The organism is Streptomyces sp. NPDC090077 (assembly GCF_044747545.1).
In the GTDB taxonomy this organism is placed as follows: domain Bacteria; phylum Actinomycetota; class Actinomycetes; order Streptomycetales; family Streptomycetaceae; genus Streptomyces.
Genome location: NZ_JBIVEG010000025.1, coordinates 71,637 through 87,968 on the forward strand (window position 1 = coordinate 71,637; position 16,332 = coordinate 87,968).

Annotated in this window: 16 protein-coding genes and 2 tRNA genes; 5 read left to right on the top strand and 13 right to left on the bottom strand. The window is 71.5% G+C overall.

Annotated features, from left to right (window positions below):
• Positions 1-594, top strand: coding sequence for a hypothetical protein (locus ACIPW5_RS30875; protein ID WP_401251889.1), 594 nt, complete (start codon positions 1-3; stop codon positions 592-594).
• Between the two features lie 93 nt (positions 595-687).
• On the top strand, positions 688-1,686 hold the full coding sequence (locus tag ACIPW5_RS30880) for a hypothetical protein (RefSeq protein ID WP_401251891.1): 999 nt from the start codon (positions 688-690) through the stop codon (positions 1,684-1,686).
• A 66-nt stretch (positions 1,687-1,752) separates the two neighbouring features.
• Here the strand turns inward: ACIPW5_RS30880 and clpX are convergent, their stop codons facing one another.
• The 5 genes from clpX to ACIPW5_RS30905 all read right to left on the bottom strand — a co-directional run bounded on the left by clpX (position 1,753) and on the right by ACIPW5_RS30905 (position 6,492).
• Entirely contained in the window at positions 1,753-3,039 is a 1,287-nt protein-coding gene (gene clpX / locus ACIPW5_RS30885; protein WP_007264060.1) for an ATP-dependent Clp protease ATP-binding subunit ClpX, read from the bottom strand.
• A 154-nt stretch (positions 3,040-3,193) separates the two neighbouring features.
• A complete protein-coding gene (locus ACIPW5_RS30890; RefSeq protein WP_401251979.1) occupies positions 3,194-3,847 on the bottom strand; it encodes an ATP-dependent Clp protease proteolytic subunit in 654 nt (217 codons plus the stop codon).
• Between the two features lie 104 nt (positions 3,848-3,951).
• Entirely contained in the window at positions 3,952-4,569 is a 618-nt protein-coding gene (locus tag ACIPW5_RS30895) for an ATP-dependent Clp protease proteolytic subunit (RefSeq protein WP_401251895.1), read from the bottom strand.
• Positions 4,570-4,855: 286 nt separating this feature from the next.
• Positions 4,856-6,235, bottom strand: coding sequence for a trigger factor (gene tig / locus ACIPW5_RS30900; protein WP_401251897.1), 1,380 nt, complete (start codon positions 6,233-6,235; stop codon positions 4,856-4,858).
• 180 nt (positions 6,236-6,415) lie between these two features.
• Positions 6,416-6,492, bottom strand: a tRNA-Pro gene (locus ACIPW5_RS30905).
• Positions 6,493-6,670: 178 nt separating this feature from the next.
• Between ACIPW5_RS30905 and ACIPW5_RS30910 the strand changes: the two genes are divergently transcribed.
• Positions 6,671-6,741, top strand: a tRNA-Gly gene (locus ACIPW5_RS30910).
• Between the two features lie 85 nt (positions 6,742-6,826).
• On the opposite strand, the gene ACIPW5_RS30915 is transcribed toward ACIPW5_RS30910, so the two are convergent.
• The 5 genes from ACIPW5_RS30915 to ACIPW5_RS30935 all read right to left on the bottom strand — a co-directional run bounded on the left by ACIPW5_RS30915 (position 6,827) and on the right by ACIPW5_RS30935 (position 11,148).
• A complete protein-coding gene (locus ACIPW5_RS30915; protein ID WP_362055086.1) occupies positions 6,827-7,021 on the bottom strand; it encodes a hypothetical protein in 195 nt (64 codons plus the stop codon).
• Between the two features lie 164 nt (positions 7,022-7,185).
• Positions 7,186-7,641: an HD domain-containing protein gene (locus ACIPW5_RS30920; RefSeq protein WP_401251900.1), complete on the bottom strand. Its 456-nt coding sequence runs from the start codon at positions 7,639-7,641 to the stop codon at positions 7,186-7,188.
• The gene (locus ACIPW5_RS30925) at positions 7,638-9,023 is read right to left on the bottom strand and encodes a pyridoxal phosphate-dependent decarboxylase family protein (protein WP_401251903.1); all 1,386 of its coding nucleotides are present in this window, start codon (positions 9,021-9,023) and stop codon (positions 7,638-7,640) included. Before ACIPW5_RS30925 ends, ACIPW5_RS30920 begins: the two co-directional genes overlap by 4 nt.
• 76 nt (positions 9,024-9,099) lie before the next feature.
• Complete coding sequence (locus ACIPW5_RS30930) at positions 9,100-9,888, bottom strand: ABC transporter ATP-binding protein (protein ID WP_401251906.1); 789 nt, start codon at positions 9,886-9,888, stop codon at positions 9,100-9,102.
• Between the two features lie 117 nt (positions 9,889-10,005).
• A complete protein-coding gene (locus tag ACIPW5_RS30935) occupies positions 10,006-11,148 on the bottom strand; it encodes a PP2C family protein-serine/threonine phosphatase (protein ID WP_401251908.1) in 1,143 nt (380 codons plus the stop codon).
• A 117-nt stretch (positions 11,149-11,265) separates the two neighbouring features.
• On the opposite strand from ACIPW5_RS30935, the gene ACIPW5_RS30940 reads away from it, so the two are divergent.
• Positions 11,266-12,501: a GNAT family N-acetyltransferase gene (locus ACIPW5_RS30940; protein WP_401251911.1), complete on the top strand. Its 1,236-nt coding sequence runs from the start codon at positions 11,266-11,268 to the stop codon at positions 12,499-12,501.
• A 13-nt stretch (positions 12,502-12,514) separates the two neighbouring features.
• Here the strand turns inward: ACIPW5_RS30940 and ACIPW5_RS30945 are convergent, their stop codons facing one another.
• Both ACIPW5_RS30945 and ACIPW5_RS30950 read right to left on the bottom strand, forming a co-directional pair.
• Positions 12,515-13,321: an Fpg/Nei family DNA glycosylase gene (locus ACIPW5_RS30945; RefSeq protein WP_401251914.1), complete on the bottom strand. Its 807-nt coding sequence runs from the start codon at positions 13,319-13,321 to the stop codon at positions 12,515-12,517.
• A gap of 63 nt (positions 13,322-13,384) precedes the next feature.
• On the bottom strand, positions 13,385-13,873 hold the full coding sequence (locus ACIPW5_RS30950; RefSeq protein WP_401251917.1) for a ribose-5-phosphate isomerase: 489 nt from the start codon (positions 13,871-13,873) through the stop codon (positions 13,385-13,387).
• Between the two features lie 219 nt (positions 13,874-14,092).
• On the opposite strand from ACIPW5_RS30950, the gene ACIPW5_RS30955 reads away from it, so the two are divergent.
• Positions 14,093-15,580: an amino acid permease gene (locus ACIPW5_RS30955; protein ID WP_401251920.1), complete on the top strand. Its 1,488-nt coding sequence runs from the start codon at positions 14,093-14,095 to the stop codon at positions 15,578-15,580.
• Between the two features lie 74 nt (positions 15,581-15,654).
• On the opposite strand, the gene ACIPW5_RS30960 is transcribed toward ACIPW5_RS30955, so the two are convergent.
• The gene (locus ACIPW5_RS30960; protein WP_401251923.1) at positions 15,655-16,239 is read right to left on the bottom strand and encodes a biotin transporter BioY; all 585 of its coding nucleotides are present in this window, start codon (positions 16,237-16,239) and stop codon (positions 15,655-15,657) included.
• Positions 16,240-16,332 lie beyond the last annotated feature (93 nt).

The window sequence follows — 16,332 nt, forward strand, 5'->3', positions numbered from 1 at the left end:
GTGAACACGATCGGCCGGCCCCCGGCCCCGCGCCGGCGCCGGGCCGCCCCCAGGACCGTGACGGCCGTGCTCGTCATCGGGACGGGAGCCCTCCTCGGCAGGCTGGGCATGAACGCGCTCGCCGCCGACGGTCCGGGTGACGCGCGCTGGTACGACCTGGTCCCGCCGGCGTCCTTCCAGGGGCTGACCCTCCAGGAGTCCGGGCCGCGCGTGGACGCCGTCAGGGAGGACCCGGGTCTCCGCGAGCCGGGCACCGAGCCCGTGGCCGCGGTCTACGCCGACCAGGAGGGGACCGCGCGGCTGGTGGTCAGCGGGGTGGCGGGCGCCTTCGCAGACCGGGACCCCGGGGCCGAACTCGCCAAGGCGGTGCGTGCCATGGGGGTCGACGGGGCCGTCGCCCAGCGGCCCGGCACGCCCGCGGGCGGCGCGATGAGCTGCGGGACGCGGGCGGCCGGGGTGCTGTGCGTGTGGGCCGACCACAGCTCCCTGGTGACGGTCACCGTCCCCGTCGGGAGCGGCCCCGTCACGATCGGGGCCCTGGCGGAACGGACCCGCGCCCTGCGGACCGCGATGGAGGTACCGGCGTGGTCGTAGTTCGGTAACGGCCGGGACCCCGATGCCCCCGGCGCCCGCGCCTTCCGCCAGGATGTGTGAAACGGATAAGCACACCTCACAGGGGGACGCGGGATGAGTTACAACCAGCCGGGGCCTTACGGCCAGCAGCCGCAGCAGCCCGACCCCTACGGCCAGCAGCCCCCGCAGCAGCCGAATCCGTACGGCCAGCAGCCCCAGCAGCCCGGCTACGGCTACCCGCAGCAGCCCGCGCAGCCGTCCTACCCGCAGCAGCCCGCGCAGCCCTCGTACCCGCAGCAGCCCGCGCCCTCGGGCTACCCGCAGCAGGGCGGCTACCAGGCCCCGCCGCCCCCGCCGCCGGCCCCGCAGCCCTCGTACGACTACCAGCCGCCGCAGCAGCCCCAGACGCCCGCGTACGTCCCGCCGCCGTCGGCACCCCCGAAGAAGTCGAAGGCCGTCCCGGTCATCGCCGCCGTCGTGGGCGTCGCCGTGATCGCGGGCGGCGCGTGGTGGTTCCTGGGCTCCGGCGCCTCGGTCTCCGACGAGACGAAGGGCTACAAGCTGGTCGCCCCGGAAGCGGTGGGCGAGTTCCAGAAGGACCCGAAGTACCAGCCCAAGCAGCTCGGCGACGCGGACAAGCCGCAGGTCGAGGCTGCGGGCATCAAGAACCCCACCCAGGTGGGGATGGACTACTTCGTCGGCGACCCGAAGAACCCGCTCACGTTCAAGGGCCTCGCCTTCAGCGGTTACTACGGCGAGATCGCCGACCCGGAGAAGACCGTCGACGCGGCCTTCGCCACGGTGCAGGCGAAGATCACCAAGGACGGCAAGTCGGACGCCAAGTTCGTCGGCACCCCCAAGGAGTTCACCCCCGACGGCTTCGACGGCGCCGTCATGAAGTGCGCGGAGTTGAAGGCCACTTCGAAGGATCCGAACAACAAGGGCCCCAAGGAGGTCACGCTTCCGGTGTGCGTCTGGGCCGACTACAGCACCACGGCCTCGGTCTTCGCCAGCGACGCCGCCGCGATCCTCGCGAGCAAGCCGGGCTACACCCTGGAGCAGGATGCCGACCTGACCGCGCAGCTCTACAAGAGCGCCCGCGTCAAGAAGTGACCGCACGGCGCGTACGCGGAAGGGGCGCTCCCGTTCGGGAGCGCCCCTTCTCGTACGTGCTTGCCGCTACGCCGACTTCTCGTGCGGGCCCTGGTCCTTCGGGACGATGCGGGGCACCAGCGTCGGGTTGACGTTGGAGCGGACCACGTCGGCCGTGATGACCACGCGGGCCACGTCCTTGCGGGACGGGACCTCGTACATCACCGACATCAGGACCTCTTCCATGATGGCGCGCAGGCCGCGCGCGCCCGTCTGGCGGAGGATCGCCTGGTCCGCGATGGCTTCGAGGGCCTCGCGCTCGAAGTCCAGCTCGACGCCGTCCAGTTCGAACAGGCGCTGGTACTGCTTCACCAGGGCGTTGCGCGGCTCCACCAGGATCTGGAGGAGCGCCTCGCGGTCCAGGTTGTGGACCGAGGTGATGACCGGGAGGCGGCCGATGAACTCGGGGATCATCCCGAACTTCACCAGGTCCTCCGGCATGACCTCCTGGAACTGGTCGCTCGCCTCGATCTCGCGCTTCGAGCGGATCGTCGCCCCGAAGCCGATGCCCTTGGCGCCCGCACGCGACTCGATGATCTTCTCCAGGCCGGCGAAGGCGCCGCCCACGATGAAGAGCACGTTCGTCGTGTCGATCTGGATGAACTCCTGGTGCGGGTGCTTGCGGCCGCCCTGCGGGGGGACGGACGCGGTGGTGCCCTCAAGGATCTTGAGGAGGGCCTGCTGGACGCCCTCACCGCTCACGTCGCGCGTGATCGACGGGTTCTCGCTCTTGCGGGCGACCTTGTCGATCTCGTCGATGTAGATGATCCCGGTCTCGGCCTTCTTGACGTCGTAGTCGGCCGCCTGGATCAGCTTGAGCAGGATGTTCTCGACGTCCTCGCCGACATACCCGGCCTCCGTCAGCGCCGTCGCGTCGGCGATGGCGAACGGGACGTTGAGCATGCGGGCCAGGGTCTGGGCCAGCAGCGTCTTGCCGGAGCCCGTGGGGCCCAGCAGGAGGATGTTGGACTTCGCGAGCTCGATCGCGTCGTCACGGCCCTGCGCGCCGCCGTTCTCGCCGGCCTGGACGCGCTTGTAGTGGTTGTAGACCGCCACCGAGAGGGCCTTCTTCGCCGGCTCCTGGCCGACGACGTAGCTCTCCAGGAACTCGTAGATCTCACGGGGCTTGGGGAGTTCCTCCCACCGGACCTCGGAGGTTTCCGCGAGTTCTTCTTCGATGATCTCGTTGCAGAGGTCGATGCACTCGTCGCAGATGTACACACCGGGTCCTGCGATGAGCTTCTTCACCTGCTTCTGGCTCTTTCCGCAGAACGAGCACTTGAGCAGGTCGCCGCCGTCACCGATGCGTGCCACGAGGTGCTTCCCCTTCGCCTGGGAGACGCTTTGGTTCAGCGCTCCTGGTGCCTCATATCCGACGGTACCTTGCCGGGGGCCCCGTTCGGGGCCCCCTTGACGCGGTTCACATCGCGGAATCCCGCGGTGCGGCCGCGCCGACTGGCGGCAAGGATCAGACCGCGTTCATCTTGCGGGTCGAGACGATCTGGTCGATCAGCCCGTACGCCAGCGCGTCCTCGGCAGTGAGGATCTTGTCGCGCTCGATGTCCTCGCGGATCTTCTCGATCGGCGTGGACGAGTGCTTGGCCAGCATGGACTCCAGCTGGTCGCGCATGCGCAGGATCTCGTTGGCCGCGATCTCCAGGTCGGAGAGCTGCTCGCGGCCGGTGCCGCCCGAGGGCTGGTGGATCAGCACGCGGGCGTTCGGCAGCGCCATGCGCTTGCCGGGGGTTCCGGCGGCGAGCAGGATCGCGGCGGCGGAGGCGGCCTGGCCCATGCAGACCGTCTGGATGTCCGGCTTCACGAACTGCATCGTGTCGTAGATGGCCGTCAGCGCGGTGAAGGAGCCACCGGGGCTGTTGATGTAGATGGAGATGTCGCGGTCCGGGTCCATCGACTCCAGGCACAGCAGCTGCGCCATGACGTCGTTGGCGGACGCGTCGTCGATCTGCACGCCGAGGAAGATCACGCGCTCCTCGAAGAGCTTCGCGTACGGGTCGTACTCGCGCACGCCCTGCGAGGTGCGCTCGACGAAGCGCGGGATGACGTAGCGGTTGTCGACCTGGGGGCCGGAGTAGAGGCCGCTCGCGGAGAAGTTGGTCTGCATCTGGGTGTTCACCGTCCTGGTGGCGTTCTGCGGGCTGAGGGTGCCTGGTTCGGGCGGGCGGGGCGCAGGGGTCCTCGTACGGGACCCCGTGCGCCGGGCCGGGATCAGGCCCCGGTGCCGCCGCCGCCCGGGACCAGGGACGCGGCGGAGATGATCTCGTCGATGAGGCCGTACGCCTTGGCCTCCTCCGCCGTGAACCAGCGGTCGCGGTCGCCGTCGCGGATGATCGCTTCCACGGTCTGGCCCGAGTGGTGCGCGGTGATCTCAGCCATGCGCTGCTTGGTGCGCAGCAGGTACTGGGCCTGGATCTTGATGTCCGAGGCGGTGCCGCCGATGCCGGCGGAGCCCTGGTGCATCAGGATGTCGGTGTTCGGCAGCGCGAAGCGCTTGCCGGTGGCGCCGCCGGTGAGGAGGAACTGGCCCATGGAGGCCGCCATGCCCATGCCGATGGTGACGACGTCGTTCGGGATGTACTGCATGGTGTCGTAGACCGCCATGCCCGCCGTCACGGAGCCGCCGGGGCTGTTGATGTACAGGTAGATGTCCTTCTCCGGCTCGGCGGCCAGGAGGAGGAGCTGTGCGGTGATCTTGTTCGCGATGTCGTCGTCGACCTGCTGGCCGAGGAAGATGATGCGTTCGCCGAGCAGCCGGTTGTAGACATGGTCGCCGAGGCCGCCACCGATGGACGGCTCACCCGCGGCGTAAGGCTTCAGATTCGTCACGTATCCACCTGCTCGTCTCCGACGGCCACATGCCGTCTCAGCGTCTCGTTCTGGGGCGCGGACCGACCGGGGTGCGATGCCCGCCGGTTTCGGGTACTCCCGTGCCCTCGTATTCATGGACCCTAACGCGCAGGTAGGACAACGCCATCCCGCTTCCCGAACTGTTCGCTCGGAGCGCAAGCTCCCGAGCGGCCCGCGAGGGCACGCGGAAGGGCCCGGACGCGGCTGCGTCCGGGCCCTTCGGGGCACTGCTCAGGGGGCTCCGCGGAGGCGCCCCCCGGAGGTGTTACTTGGCCTCGGCGTCACCGTCGACGGCGGCCTCGACGACCTCGGCGGCCGTCTCGGTCTCGTCCTCGTCGTCGGAGAGGTCGACGACCTCACCCTTGGTGTCGACGACCTTGGCGGCCTCGACGACGACCGCGAGGGCCTTGCCGCGGGCGACCTCGCCGACCAGCATCGGGACCTGGCCGCCCTCGACGACGGCCTGGGCGAACTGGTCGGGGGACATGCCGGAGGACTGCGCGCGGCGCATGAGGTGCTCGGTGAGCTCCTCCTGGTTGACGCCCAGCTTCTCCTTGTTGACCAGCGCGTCGAGGACGAACTGGGTCTTGATGCCCTTGACGGCCTGCTCGGACGTCTCGGCGTCGAACTCCTCGACCGTCTTGCCCTGGATCTCGAGGAACTTCTCGAGGTTCAGGCCCATCTGGCCGAGCTGGTGGTGCTCCAGGTTGTGCTTGCGGGTCTGGACCTCGTCCGCGAGGAGCTTCTCGGGGATCGGGACCTCGACGAGCTCCAGCAGCTTCTCCAGGACGCGCTCCTGGGCCTGCGTGGCCTGGTCGTACTGCTTCATGTTCTCGAGGCGCTTGCGGCTGTCGGCCTTCAGCTCGTCGAGGGTGTCGAACTCGCTCGCCAGCTGGGCGAACTCGTCGTCCAGCTCCGGCAGCTCGCGGGCGGAGACCTTGGTGACCTTGACGGTGACCTCGGCGTCCTTGCCCTCGGCGGAGCCGCCCTTCAGCTGCGAGGTGAAGGTGGCCTCGCCGCCGGCCTCCAGGCCCTTGACGGCCTCGTCGATGCCGTCGAGGAGCTCGCCCGAGCCGATGGTGTAGGACACGTCGGTGGCGACGCCGTCCTCCAGGACCTCGCCGTCGACCTTGGCCTCGAGGTCGATGGTGACGACGTCACCCTCGGCGGCGGCGCGCTCGACGTCCTTGGTGGACGCGAAGCGGTTGCGCAGCTGCTCGACCGACTTCTCGACGTCCTCGTCCGAGACCTCGACCGCGTCGACCTCGACCTCGATGCCGGAGTAGTCCGGGATCTCGATCTCGGGGCGGACGTCCACCTCGGCGGTGAAGGCCAGCAGCTCGCCGTCCTTCAGCTCGGTGATGTCGACCTCGGGCTGGCCCAGCGGGTTCAGGTCGGCCTCGTTGACGGCCTCGGTGTAGAACTTCGGGAGGGCGTCGTTGACGGCCTCCTCCAGCACCGCACCGCGGCCGAAGCGCTGGTCGATGACGCGGGCAGGGATCTTGCCCTTGCGGAAGCCCTTCACCGTGACCTGCTGGTTGATCTTCTTGTACGCCGCGTCGAGGCTGTCCTTGAGCTCCTCGAAGGGCACCTCAACAGTGAGCCGAACCCGAGTCGGGTTCAGGGTCTCCACGGCGCTCTTCACGGTTCGGTCTCCTTGTGGCTGACTGCTGGGGGTTCTGCCGGAACGCTGCGATTCAGCGGTCTCAGCGGATTCGGCCCGGTACATCAGACACACGGGCACGCAGCTTGCATAGTAACCGCAAGCGGCAATCAGCCCACAACGCGATCTTCGCGAACGAGCGCGGCGGCGGGCGGTACTGAGTGGTCGGGGTGGCCGGATTCGAACCGACGACCTTCCGCTCCCAAAGCGGACGCGCTACCAAGCTGCGCCACACCCCGTCGGTGCGACACGTAGGGTACATGCCCGGAGACCCTCCGACGCCCCCGGTTTCACCGGCGGGCGCACGCGCGTGCGGGGCGGACCGGGACACGGCGGGAAAAGCTGTGTGCACTCCCCCCGCGCGACCCGCTAGGATGCTGTCCGTGCCGCGGTCCCCGGACCTGCGGCGCGCGTGTTGCGGGTGTAGCTCAATGGTAGAGCCCTAGTCTTCCAAACTAGCTACGCGGGTTCGATTCCCGTCACCCGCTCGTGATGGCTCGGGGCCAGGCCGGAGATCTTCTCCAGGACCTGGCCCCTTGTCGTTTCCCGCCGGGATCCGGCGCGGACCCCGCTTCAGAGCTTGATGCCCGCGATGGTGTCCGCGAGGGAGTTCAGGAAGCGGTTGACGTCCGGGGCGATGGAGCTGGACGCGAGGAAGAAGCCGAAGAGGACCGCGATGATCGCGGGGCCGGCCTTGATGTGCTTGCCGCGGATCAGGATCACCAGGATGACCGCCAACAGAACCACCACTGACAGCGAAATGGCCACTACTGATCACACCTTCGGTCGTCCCCTGGCCGGCCCGGCGCGCGCGGCGTTGCGCGCCCCACATGCACCATCCTCCCACCAACCGGCCCCGGCTATCCGCCCCGTGACGAATCGCCGGGACGGCTTTCCCGCCAAGCGGGCGCGGACCGGGCACATTTCGGGCATCAGGGGGCGGTGATGCCGAGGAGGGAGCGGACGTGGGCGTACTTGGCGGTCAGCCGGTCGCGGGTGGCGGCGTCCAGGACGGACAGTCGTACCGGGTCCGCGTTGTGCGCGAGGTCGGCCTCCTTCACCAGGCGGGCGCCGGGGGTGGCGAGGATGCGGGCCGTGTACTCCCCGACCGGTTCCCCGGGCCGCTTGGTGAGGGCCAGCACCATGTCCTTGACCTCCTGCGGGAGGGCTGTGGCGGCGAGCTGCTCCGGGCTGAGCGCGTCGTCCTCCACCGCGTCGTGGAGCCAGGCCGCGGCCTGCTGGGCGGGGCTGCCGCCGCGCAGGCGGACGCCCTCGGCCACGGCCGCGAGGTGTTCGGCGTAGGGGCGGCCGGCCTTGTCGGTCTGGCCCTCGTGGGCGGAGCGGGCGAGGGCCTCCACCTCGGCGAGGGTCAGGGAGCGGTCCGTCATGCGATCTCCTTCGCTGCCGCGCTCAGGGCCCCGGCGGCCCGGTCCACGTCCGCGGGCGTGGTGCGCCAGTTGGAGAACGCGGCGCGCAGACCGGCGGTTCCACCGAGGACGGTGGGGGTGACGAACACGTCGGCGGCGACGGCCTCGCGCAGGGCGGCCAGCCGCTCGGGGGCGGGGGCCCCGGCGAGGGTGAAGCAGACGACGTTGAGGCGGACCGGGGCCAGCAGCCGGAAGGCCGGGTCCCGGTCGAGGCGTTCGCCGAGCAGGCGGGCGCAGGCGATGTCCCGTTCGACGATCTCGCGGTGGCCCTCGCGGCCGTACGCGCGCAGGGTGAACCAGGCGGCGAGGGCGCGCAGCCGGTGGGAGTTCTCCGGGGTGAGGTGGACGAGGTCGGGGTCGGGGCCGAGGGGGCCGAGGTAGGCGGCGGCGTTGGCGAAGACCCGGGTCTGGAGGTCGCGGCGGCGGGTGAACTGGACGGCGCTGTCGTAGGGGACGTTGAGCCACTTGTGCAGGTCGACGCAGACGGAGTCGGAGGCGTCGAGGCCGGCGGTGAGGTGGGCGTGTTCGGGGGTGAGGGCCGCGAAGGCGCCGAAGGCGGCGTCGGTGTGGAGCCAGAAGTCGTGGCGGTCCTTGAGGGCGGCGACGGCCCGGAGGTCGTCGAAGTCGACGGTGTTGACGGTGCCGGCGTTGGCGACGACGACGGCCGGGCCGGGTGCGTCGGCGAGGGCCCGGTCGAGGGCGGCGGGGTCGACGGCCTCCCGGCCGGGGAGGGTGGGCACGGGGACGAGGGCGGCGCGGCCGAGGCCGAGGACGGACAGGGCCTTGGCGATGGAGGAGTGCGGGGCTCCGGAGAGCACGCGGACGGGGCCGAGGGCGGCCACGCCGTCCTGGGCCGGGGAGACGCCGAGGCGTTCGCCGAGCCACTCCCGGGCGATGGCGAGGCCGACGGTGTTGGACAGGGTGGCGCCGCTGACGAAGGTGCCGGTGTGGGCTTCGGAGAGGCCGAAGAGCTCCCGGAGCCAGCCGGTGGTCTCGCGTTCGAGGTGCTGGCCTGCGCCGTCCATGGCGGAGTTGGAGTTCTGGTCGTGGGCGGCGGTGAGCCAGTCCCCGGCGAGGGCGGCCGGGGTGGCGCCGCCGGTGACGAAGCCGAGGTAGCGGGGGCCGGCGGAGGCGGAGAGGCGGGGTTCCCAGCGGGCCCGGAACTCGGCGAGGGCCGCTTCCGCGCCGGTGCCGCGTCCGGGGAGCGGCACCGGCGGCGGGGCGTCCTGCGGCGGTACGACGGGGCGGTCGTCCAGGGTCGCGAGGGCCTCGGCGGCGGTGCGGCGGGTGGCGTCGAGGATCTCGGGGAGGCGGGCGAGGTCGGCGGCGAGCGTGCGGTCCATGGGCGGCACGCTAGCCCTCGCCGCGCGGGGGCGACCGGGCCAATCGGCGCCGAGTGGCCCGGTCCGGGCGGGGTGGTCAGGCCGCCGTGTACGTCGGGGCCGGGCGGCCGGCGAGGCCTGCCATGCGGGCGGCGATGGTGGGGGCGGGGCTGCGGGGGAGGCGGTCCGCGATGAGGCCGTCGGCGAGGAAGAGGACCTGGTCGGCGTGGGAGGCGGCGACCGGGTCGTGGGTGACCATGACGACGGTGGCGCCGAGGGAGTCGACGGCGTCGCGGAGCAGGCCGAGCACCTCGGCGGCGGTGGTGGTGTCGAGGGCGCCGGTCGGCTCGTCGGCGAAGACGACGTCGGGCCGGGTGACCAGGGCCCGGGCGATGGCGACCCGCTGCTGCTGGCCGCCGGACAGCTCGGCGGGCCGGCGCCGGCCCTTGCCGTCCAGGCCGACGCGGGCGAGCAGCTCGGCGGCCCGGGCCCGGTCCTGGCGGCCGCCGCCGAGGCTCATGGGGAGCAGGACGTTCTGTTCGACGGTGAGGGAGGGCAGCAGGTTGAAGGCCTGGAAGACGAAGCCGAGGCGGCTGCGGCGCAGCTCGGTGAGCTCGTTCTCGTTCATGGTGGTGATCTCGGTGCCGCCGAGCCGGACGGAGCCCTCGGTGGGGACGTCGAGTCCGGCGGCGCACTGGAGGAAGGTGGACTTGCCGGAGCCGGAGGGGCCCATCACGGCGGTGAAGCTGCCCCGCGGCAGGGTGAGGTCGATGCCGCGCAGGGCGTGGACGGTGGCGGCGCCCCGTCCGTAGACGCGCCGTACGCCGCTCAGCTCCACGGCGGGTCCGGTCTCCGCGTCGTGTCGCCTGGTCCGCCTCAGCCCCATGGTGTGCCGCCTTCCGTACCGGTGTCCGTTGGTGTTCCCGACGCTACGGAGGGGTGCGGGGCGGCGGCCATGGAGCGGCCCGGCGGACGGGCGGTGGGGTAATCCCCACCTCCGGGGTCAGGGGGCGCGGCGGATGAGGAGGAGGGCGCGGTCGTCGTTGACGTCCTTGGCGACCTTTTCGATGAGGTGCCAGGCGGCGCCCTCCCAGCCGGCGGCGACGTAGCGGTCGGCTTCGCCGGTGAGCCGGTCCATGCCCTCGCTGATCTCGCGTTCGGCGGTCTCGACGAGGCCGTCGGTGAAGAGCATGAGGACGTCTCCGCGCCGCAGGTTGCCGCGGGCGGGTTCGAATTCGGCGCCGTCGTAGACGCCGAGCAGGGGGCCTTCGCCGGAGATCTCCCGCCAGCGGCCGGTGCCGGCCGAGAGCTGGAGGGCGGGGAGGTGTCCGGCGGAGAGCAGTTCGTAGTCGCCGGTCTCCAGGTCGAGGACGAGGTGGATGGAGGTGGCGAAGCCCTCGTCCCAGTCCTGGCGGAGCAGGTAGCCGTTGGCGGCGGGGAGGAACTGCTGGGGCGGGAGGGCGCCGAGGAGGCCGCCGAAGGCGCCGGAGAGGAGGAGGGCGCGGGAGCCTGCTTCCATGCCCTTGCCGGAGACGTCGGTGAGGACGACTTCGAGGGTGCGGCCGCCGTTGGTGCGGGCGGCGACGACGAAGTCGCCGGAGAAGGACTGGCCGCCGGCCGGGCGCAGGGCCATCTCGCGGTGCCAGCCGCGGGGCAGGGCGGGGAGCTTGCTCTGGACCCGGATGCGTTCGCGGAGGTCGAAGAGCATGGTGCCGCCGCGTCTCCAGGGCACGCCGACGCGGCTGCGGAACTGGGCGATGACCAGGCCGAAGAATCCGCAGGCGGCCACCACGAGGACGGTTCCGGGGGTGACCCGGGCGGGGCCCTGGGTGTAGGGGCCGAGGACGAGGGCCTCGACGATCAGGGCGGCCGCGGCGGCGGCGTACAGCCCGAGGAGGCTGGCGGGGCGCAGCAGGAGGCCGCCGGCGACGATGGGCAGGACGAGGGCCGCCGGGGAGAACCAGACGGGCATCAGGAGGGTGCCGCAGGCTATGGCGGGGACGGTCAGGAGGAGGCCGGCGAAGGCGAGCCAGTCGGAGGCGTCTCCGCGGAAGTAGTCGACGGCGGATTTGCGCAGGGCTGTGCGTGCCCGGTGCGACAGCATGCGCATCCGGGCCATGAACGTCTCCACGCGCGCTCCGGCCATTGCTTCGGGACCATATCCATCCTGGCTGTGACTGCGCAGGGGGACCCCCGGACCAATGGCACTTCGCGGGGCGAAAACCCTTCGACTGCGGTGGAACGGCCGGGTGAGGATGACCGCATGGCTCTTGAGATGCGGGTTTTGAAGTGGAATGAGTGGGATGTCTGGTTCGATCATCTGGAGCTGGCGTTCGGCGGTGTGACCGAGCCCGCACCGGTGCGGGAGCTCTTCCGGTCGCTGACGGAGCCCGGCCGCTCGCTCGGCGTCTGGGACGGCGAGGACTGCGTCGGCTCGGCTTCGGCCTTCGGCTTCCGCCTCTCGGTGCCGGGCGGGGCGCTGGTGCCCGTGTCGGGCGTGACCATGGTCGGTGTCGCGCCGACCCACCGTCGGCGCGGGGTGCTCACGTCGCTGATGCGGCGCCAGCTGGACACCATCCGTACGGGTGAGGAGCCGATCGCCGTACTGACGGCCTCGGAGCCGGAGATCTACGGGCGGTTCGGCTACGGCACCGCCGCGTACTCCACGGCCCTCGACATCGACACCACCCGCGTACGGCTCTCCGTGCCGCCGGGGACGGACGCGGTGCGGCTGCGGCTCGTGGCCCCGGAGAAGGCCCTCGCGGACTGCGAGCGGGTCTACGCGGGCCTGGTCGCGGCCCGGCCGGGCATGCTCGCCCGGCAGCCGGGCTGGGAGCGGCAGGCGCTGGTGGACGCGCCGGAGCTGCGGGGCGGGTCCTCGCCGCTGAAGTGCGTGGTGGCCGAGGACCCGGAGGGCGGGGTGATCGGGTACGCGCGCTACCGGGTCAAGCCCGACTGGGAGCTGATCGGCTCGGACGGCAAGGTCGAGGTCGACGAGGTGCACGCGCCGGACCCGGCGGCGTACGCGGCGCTGTGGCGCTACCTCTTCGAGATCGACCTGACCTGGCACGTACGGGCGACCAGGCGGCCCGTCGACGATCCGCTGCTGCACCTGGTGAGCGACATCCGGCGGGTCCGGGCGCAGCAGCGGGACGCGCTGCACCTGCGGCTGGTGGACCTGCCGGCGGCGCTCGGGGCGCGGGCGTACGGGGCCGCGGTGGACGTGGTGCTGGAGGTGGAGGACGCGTTCTGTCCGTGGAACGCGGGGCGGTGGCGGCTGACCGCGGGGGCCGACGGGGCCGCGCGGTGCGTGCGCTCCGAGGACGCCGCGGACCTGGAGCTGTCGGTGCGCGAGCTGGGCTCGGCGTACCTGGGCGGGGTCACGCTGACCTCCCTGGCGGCGGCCGGCCGGGTGCGCGAGCTGCGCCCGGGCGCGCTCCGGGAGGCCTCGCGGGCCTTCGCGGGCGACGTCGCCCCCTGGCTCCCGCACAACTTCTAGGGAGCGGCCAGGCCTAGCCCTGCTGGCAGGCGGGGCACCAGAAGAGGTTGCGGGCGGCGAGGTCGGCGGTGCGGATCTCGCCCCCGCAGATGTGGCAGGGCATGTTCGCCCGCCGGTAGACGTACACCTCGCCGCCGTGGTCGTCCACCCGCGGCGGGCGGCCCATCGCCTCGGGGAGGTGTTCGTCGCGGACGGTGTCGATGCGGTTCCGGCGGACGCCCTCGCGCATCAGCACCACCAGGTCGGCCCACATCGCGTCCCATTCGGCGCGGGTGAGGTCCCGGCCGGGGCGGTAGGGGTCGATGCCGTGCCGGAAGAGGACCTCGGCGCGGTAGACGTTGCCGACGCCCGCGACGATCTTCTGGTCCATCAGCAGGGCGGCGATCGTGGTCCGGCTGCGGGAGATCCGGGTCCAGGCGCGGCCGGGGTCGTCGGCGGGGCGCAGCGGGTCGGGGCCGAGGCGGTCGTGTATCGCCTTCTTCTCGCCCTCGCCGATCAGCGCGCAGGCGGTGGGGCCGCGCAGGTCGGCGTAGTGGTCCTCGTTGAGGAGGCGCAGCCGGACGGTGTCGGTGGCCGGCGGGGCCGGGGCGGGGCCGAAGCCGAGCTTGCCGAAGAGGCCGAGGTGGATGTGGATCCAGGCGTCGCCGAGCTCCAGGAAGAGGTGCTTGCCGTGTGCCTCGGCGCTCTCCAGTTCCCGCCCGTCGAGCAGGGCGGCGCTCTCGGCGAAGCGGCCCTGGGGGCTGCTCACCCGTACCGGGCGGGCGGCGAAGCGCTCGGTGTGGTCCTGGGCGAGGCGGTGGATCGTATGCCCCTCGGGCACGGCGGCGCTCCTCGATGCGAACGGGCGTGCCGCCGGACGGGGGCGTCCGGCGGCACGGGCGTACTACTGGTCCTGCGGGTGGTGGGCCGGGATCGGGGGGAGCTCGCCGGTGGTCTCGTACGCGGAGAGCATCTCGATGCGGCGCGTGTGGCGCTCCTCGTCGGAGTACGGGGTCGCCAGGAAGGCCTCGATGAAGGCGGTGGCCTCGTCCTGGGTGTGCATGCGGCCGCCGACGGAGATGACGTTGGCGTTGTTGTGCTCGCGGCCGAGCTTCGCGGTCTCCACGCTCCAGGCGAGGATGGCGCGGACGCCCTTGACCTTGTTGGCGGCGATCTGCTCGCCGTTGCCGGAGCCGCCGATCACGATGCCGAGGCTGTCGGCGTCCGCGGCGGTCTTCTCCGCGGCGCGCAGGCAGAACGGCGGGTAGTCGTCGACGGCGTCGTAGATGTGGGGCCCGCAGTCGACGGGCTCGTGGCCGTTGTTCTTGAGCCAGTCCACGAGGTGGTTCTTGAGCTCAAAGCCGGCATGGTCGGATCCGAGATACACGCGCATGGGTCGAGTGTGGCATGCGCGGGGTCGGGAGGGGTCAGAGGGGTGTCGCATAAATCACTTCTAAACCTCAAGTAAACCCAAAGAACGCAGACGGGAGGGGTCGGGACCTTGGTCCCGGACTGGAGGCCTTGGGTAACTATCGGAAGAAGGTCTTCCGTACTGGCCGGAAATCGGGTTTGAATGCCGGAACTCTCCACCCGAGAACCTAAGGATTCGTCCATGAGCACCACGACGACCCTTCAGAAGGCAGGCGGCCCCGGCGAACCCGGTTCCTCCCAGCCCTCCGACGGTCTCAAGGCCGGTCTCAAGAACCGCCACCTTTCCATGATCGCCATCGGCGGTGTCATCGGCGCCGGCCTCTTCGTCGGATCCGGCGGCGGCATCGCCAAGGCCGGCCCCGCCATCCTGATCTCGTACGCCCTCGTCGGCGCGATGGTCGTCTTCGTGATGCGGATGCTGGGCGAGATGGCCGCCGCGAGCCCGAACTCCGGCTCCTTCTCCGCCTACGCCGACCGTGCGCTGGGCCGCTGGGCCGGCTTCTCCATCGGCTGGCTGTACTGGTTCTTCTGGGTCGTCGTCCTGGCCGTGGAGGCCACCGCCGGCGCCGTCATCCTCGAAAGCTGGATCCCGGCCGTCCCGCAGTGGGCCTGGTCCCTGATCGTGATGGCCGTCCTGACCGCCACCAACCTCGGCTCGGTCGCCTCCTACGGCGAGTTCGAGTTCTGGTTCGCGGGCATCAAGGTCGTCGCCATCGGCGCCTTCGTGGTCGTCGGCATGCTCGCCGTCTTCGGCGTCCTGCCCGGCTCGGACAACCCGGGTGCCGGCTTCGCGCACCTCACCGACACCGGCGGGTTCATGCCCAACGGCTGGGGCTCGGTCCTCACCGGTGTGCTGATGGTCGTCTTCTCCTTCATGGGCAGCGAGATCGTCACCCTGGCCGCCGGCGAGTCCGAGGACCCGCGCCGCGCCGTCACCAAGGCCACCAACTCGGTCATCTGGCGCATCGGCGTCTTCTACCTGGGGTCGATCTTCATCGTCCTGACCCTGCTGCCGTGGAACGACAAGTCGATCGTCGAGAAGGGCTCGTACGTCGCGGCCCTCGACTCCATCGGCATCCCGGCCGCCGGCCAGATCATGAACGTGATCGTCCTGACCGCCGTGCTGTCCTGCCTGAACTCGGGCCTCTACACCGCCTCCCGCATGGCGTTCTCGCTGGGCGAGCGCGGTGACGCGCCCAAGTCCTTCGCGAAGGTCAACAAGCGGGGCGTCCCGATGGCGGCCATCCTCGGCTCCACGGTCTTCGGCTTCGTCGCCGTGATCTTCAACTACACCAACCCGGACACCGTCTTCAGCTTCCTGCTGAACTCCTCCGGTGCGATCGCGCTCTTCGTCTGGCTGGTCATCTGCCTGACCCAGCTGCGCATGCGCAAGATCCTCGTCGCCGAGGCCCCGGAGAAGCTCACGGTGAAGATGTGGCTCTTCCCGTACCTGACCTGGGCCACCGCCGCGATGATCACCTTCGTCCTGGGCTACATGGTCTACGACGAGGGCAACCGCGAGACGGTGCTGTACTCCCTGCTCGTCGCCGCCGTCGTGATCGTGATCGGCGTGGTGCGCCAGTCGCGCCGCAAGGGCGAGCTCGCGGCCGGGGTCGCGGCCGGCGCCGCTGCCGACGTCACGGTCGACGCCTCGGTCGACGCCTCCTGACCGGCCCCCGCACACGGCAGCAGCCCCGGACCGCGCGCTCGCGGTCCGGGGCTGCGTCGTTCGGGGTGCGGTGCTCAGCCGCGGCGGCCGGCCAGCTTCCAGGCGGCCGGCAGCGCGCCCATGGCCAGCGCGGCCTTGAGCGCGTCGCCGATCAGGAACGGGGTCAGGCCCGCGGCGACGGCGGCGGCGAGCGACATCCCGGTGGCGGCCATCAGGTACGGCACGCCCACCGCGTAGATCACGGCCGAGCCCAGCACCATCGTGCCCGCGGTACGCAGCACCGAGCGGTCGGCACCGCGCCGCGCGAGGGCGCCGACGAGGGTGGCGGCCAGCAGCATGCCGAGCACGTAGCCGAAGGAGGCCCCGGCCGCGCCGGAGGTGCCCTCCGCGAACCACGGCACGCCGGCCGTGCCGGCCACCGCGTACAGCGCCAGCGCCAGGAAGCCCAGGCGGGCGCCGAAGGCCGTGCCGACCAGCAGGGCGGCGAAGGTCTGGCCGGTGACCGGAACGGGCGAGCCGGGGACGGGCACGGAGAGCTGCGCGGCCAGACCGGTGAGCGCGGCTCCGCCGACGACCAGGACGGCGTCCCGGACGCGGCTCGCGGGCAGCAGGTCGGCGAGGACGGCGCCGGGGCGGAAGGAGACGGAAGCGGTGCTCATCGAAGGCTCCGGAAGATGGGGTGGTCGGGCGGGACACCGCGACGTTAGCCGCCGCCACACGGCCGCCCCACCATCGACCGGGACAAAGCCATA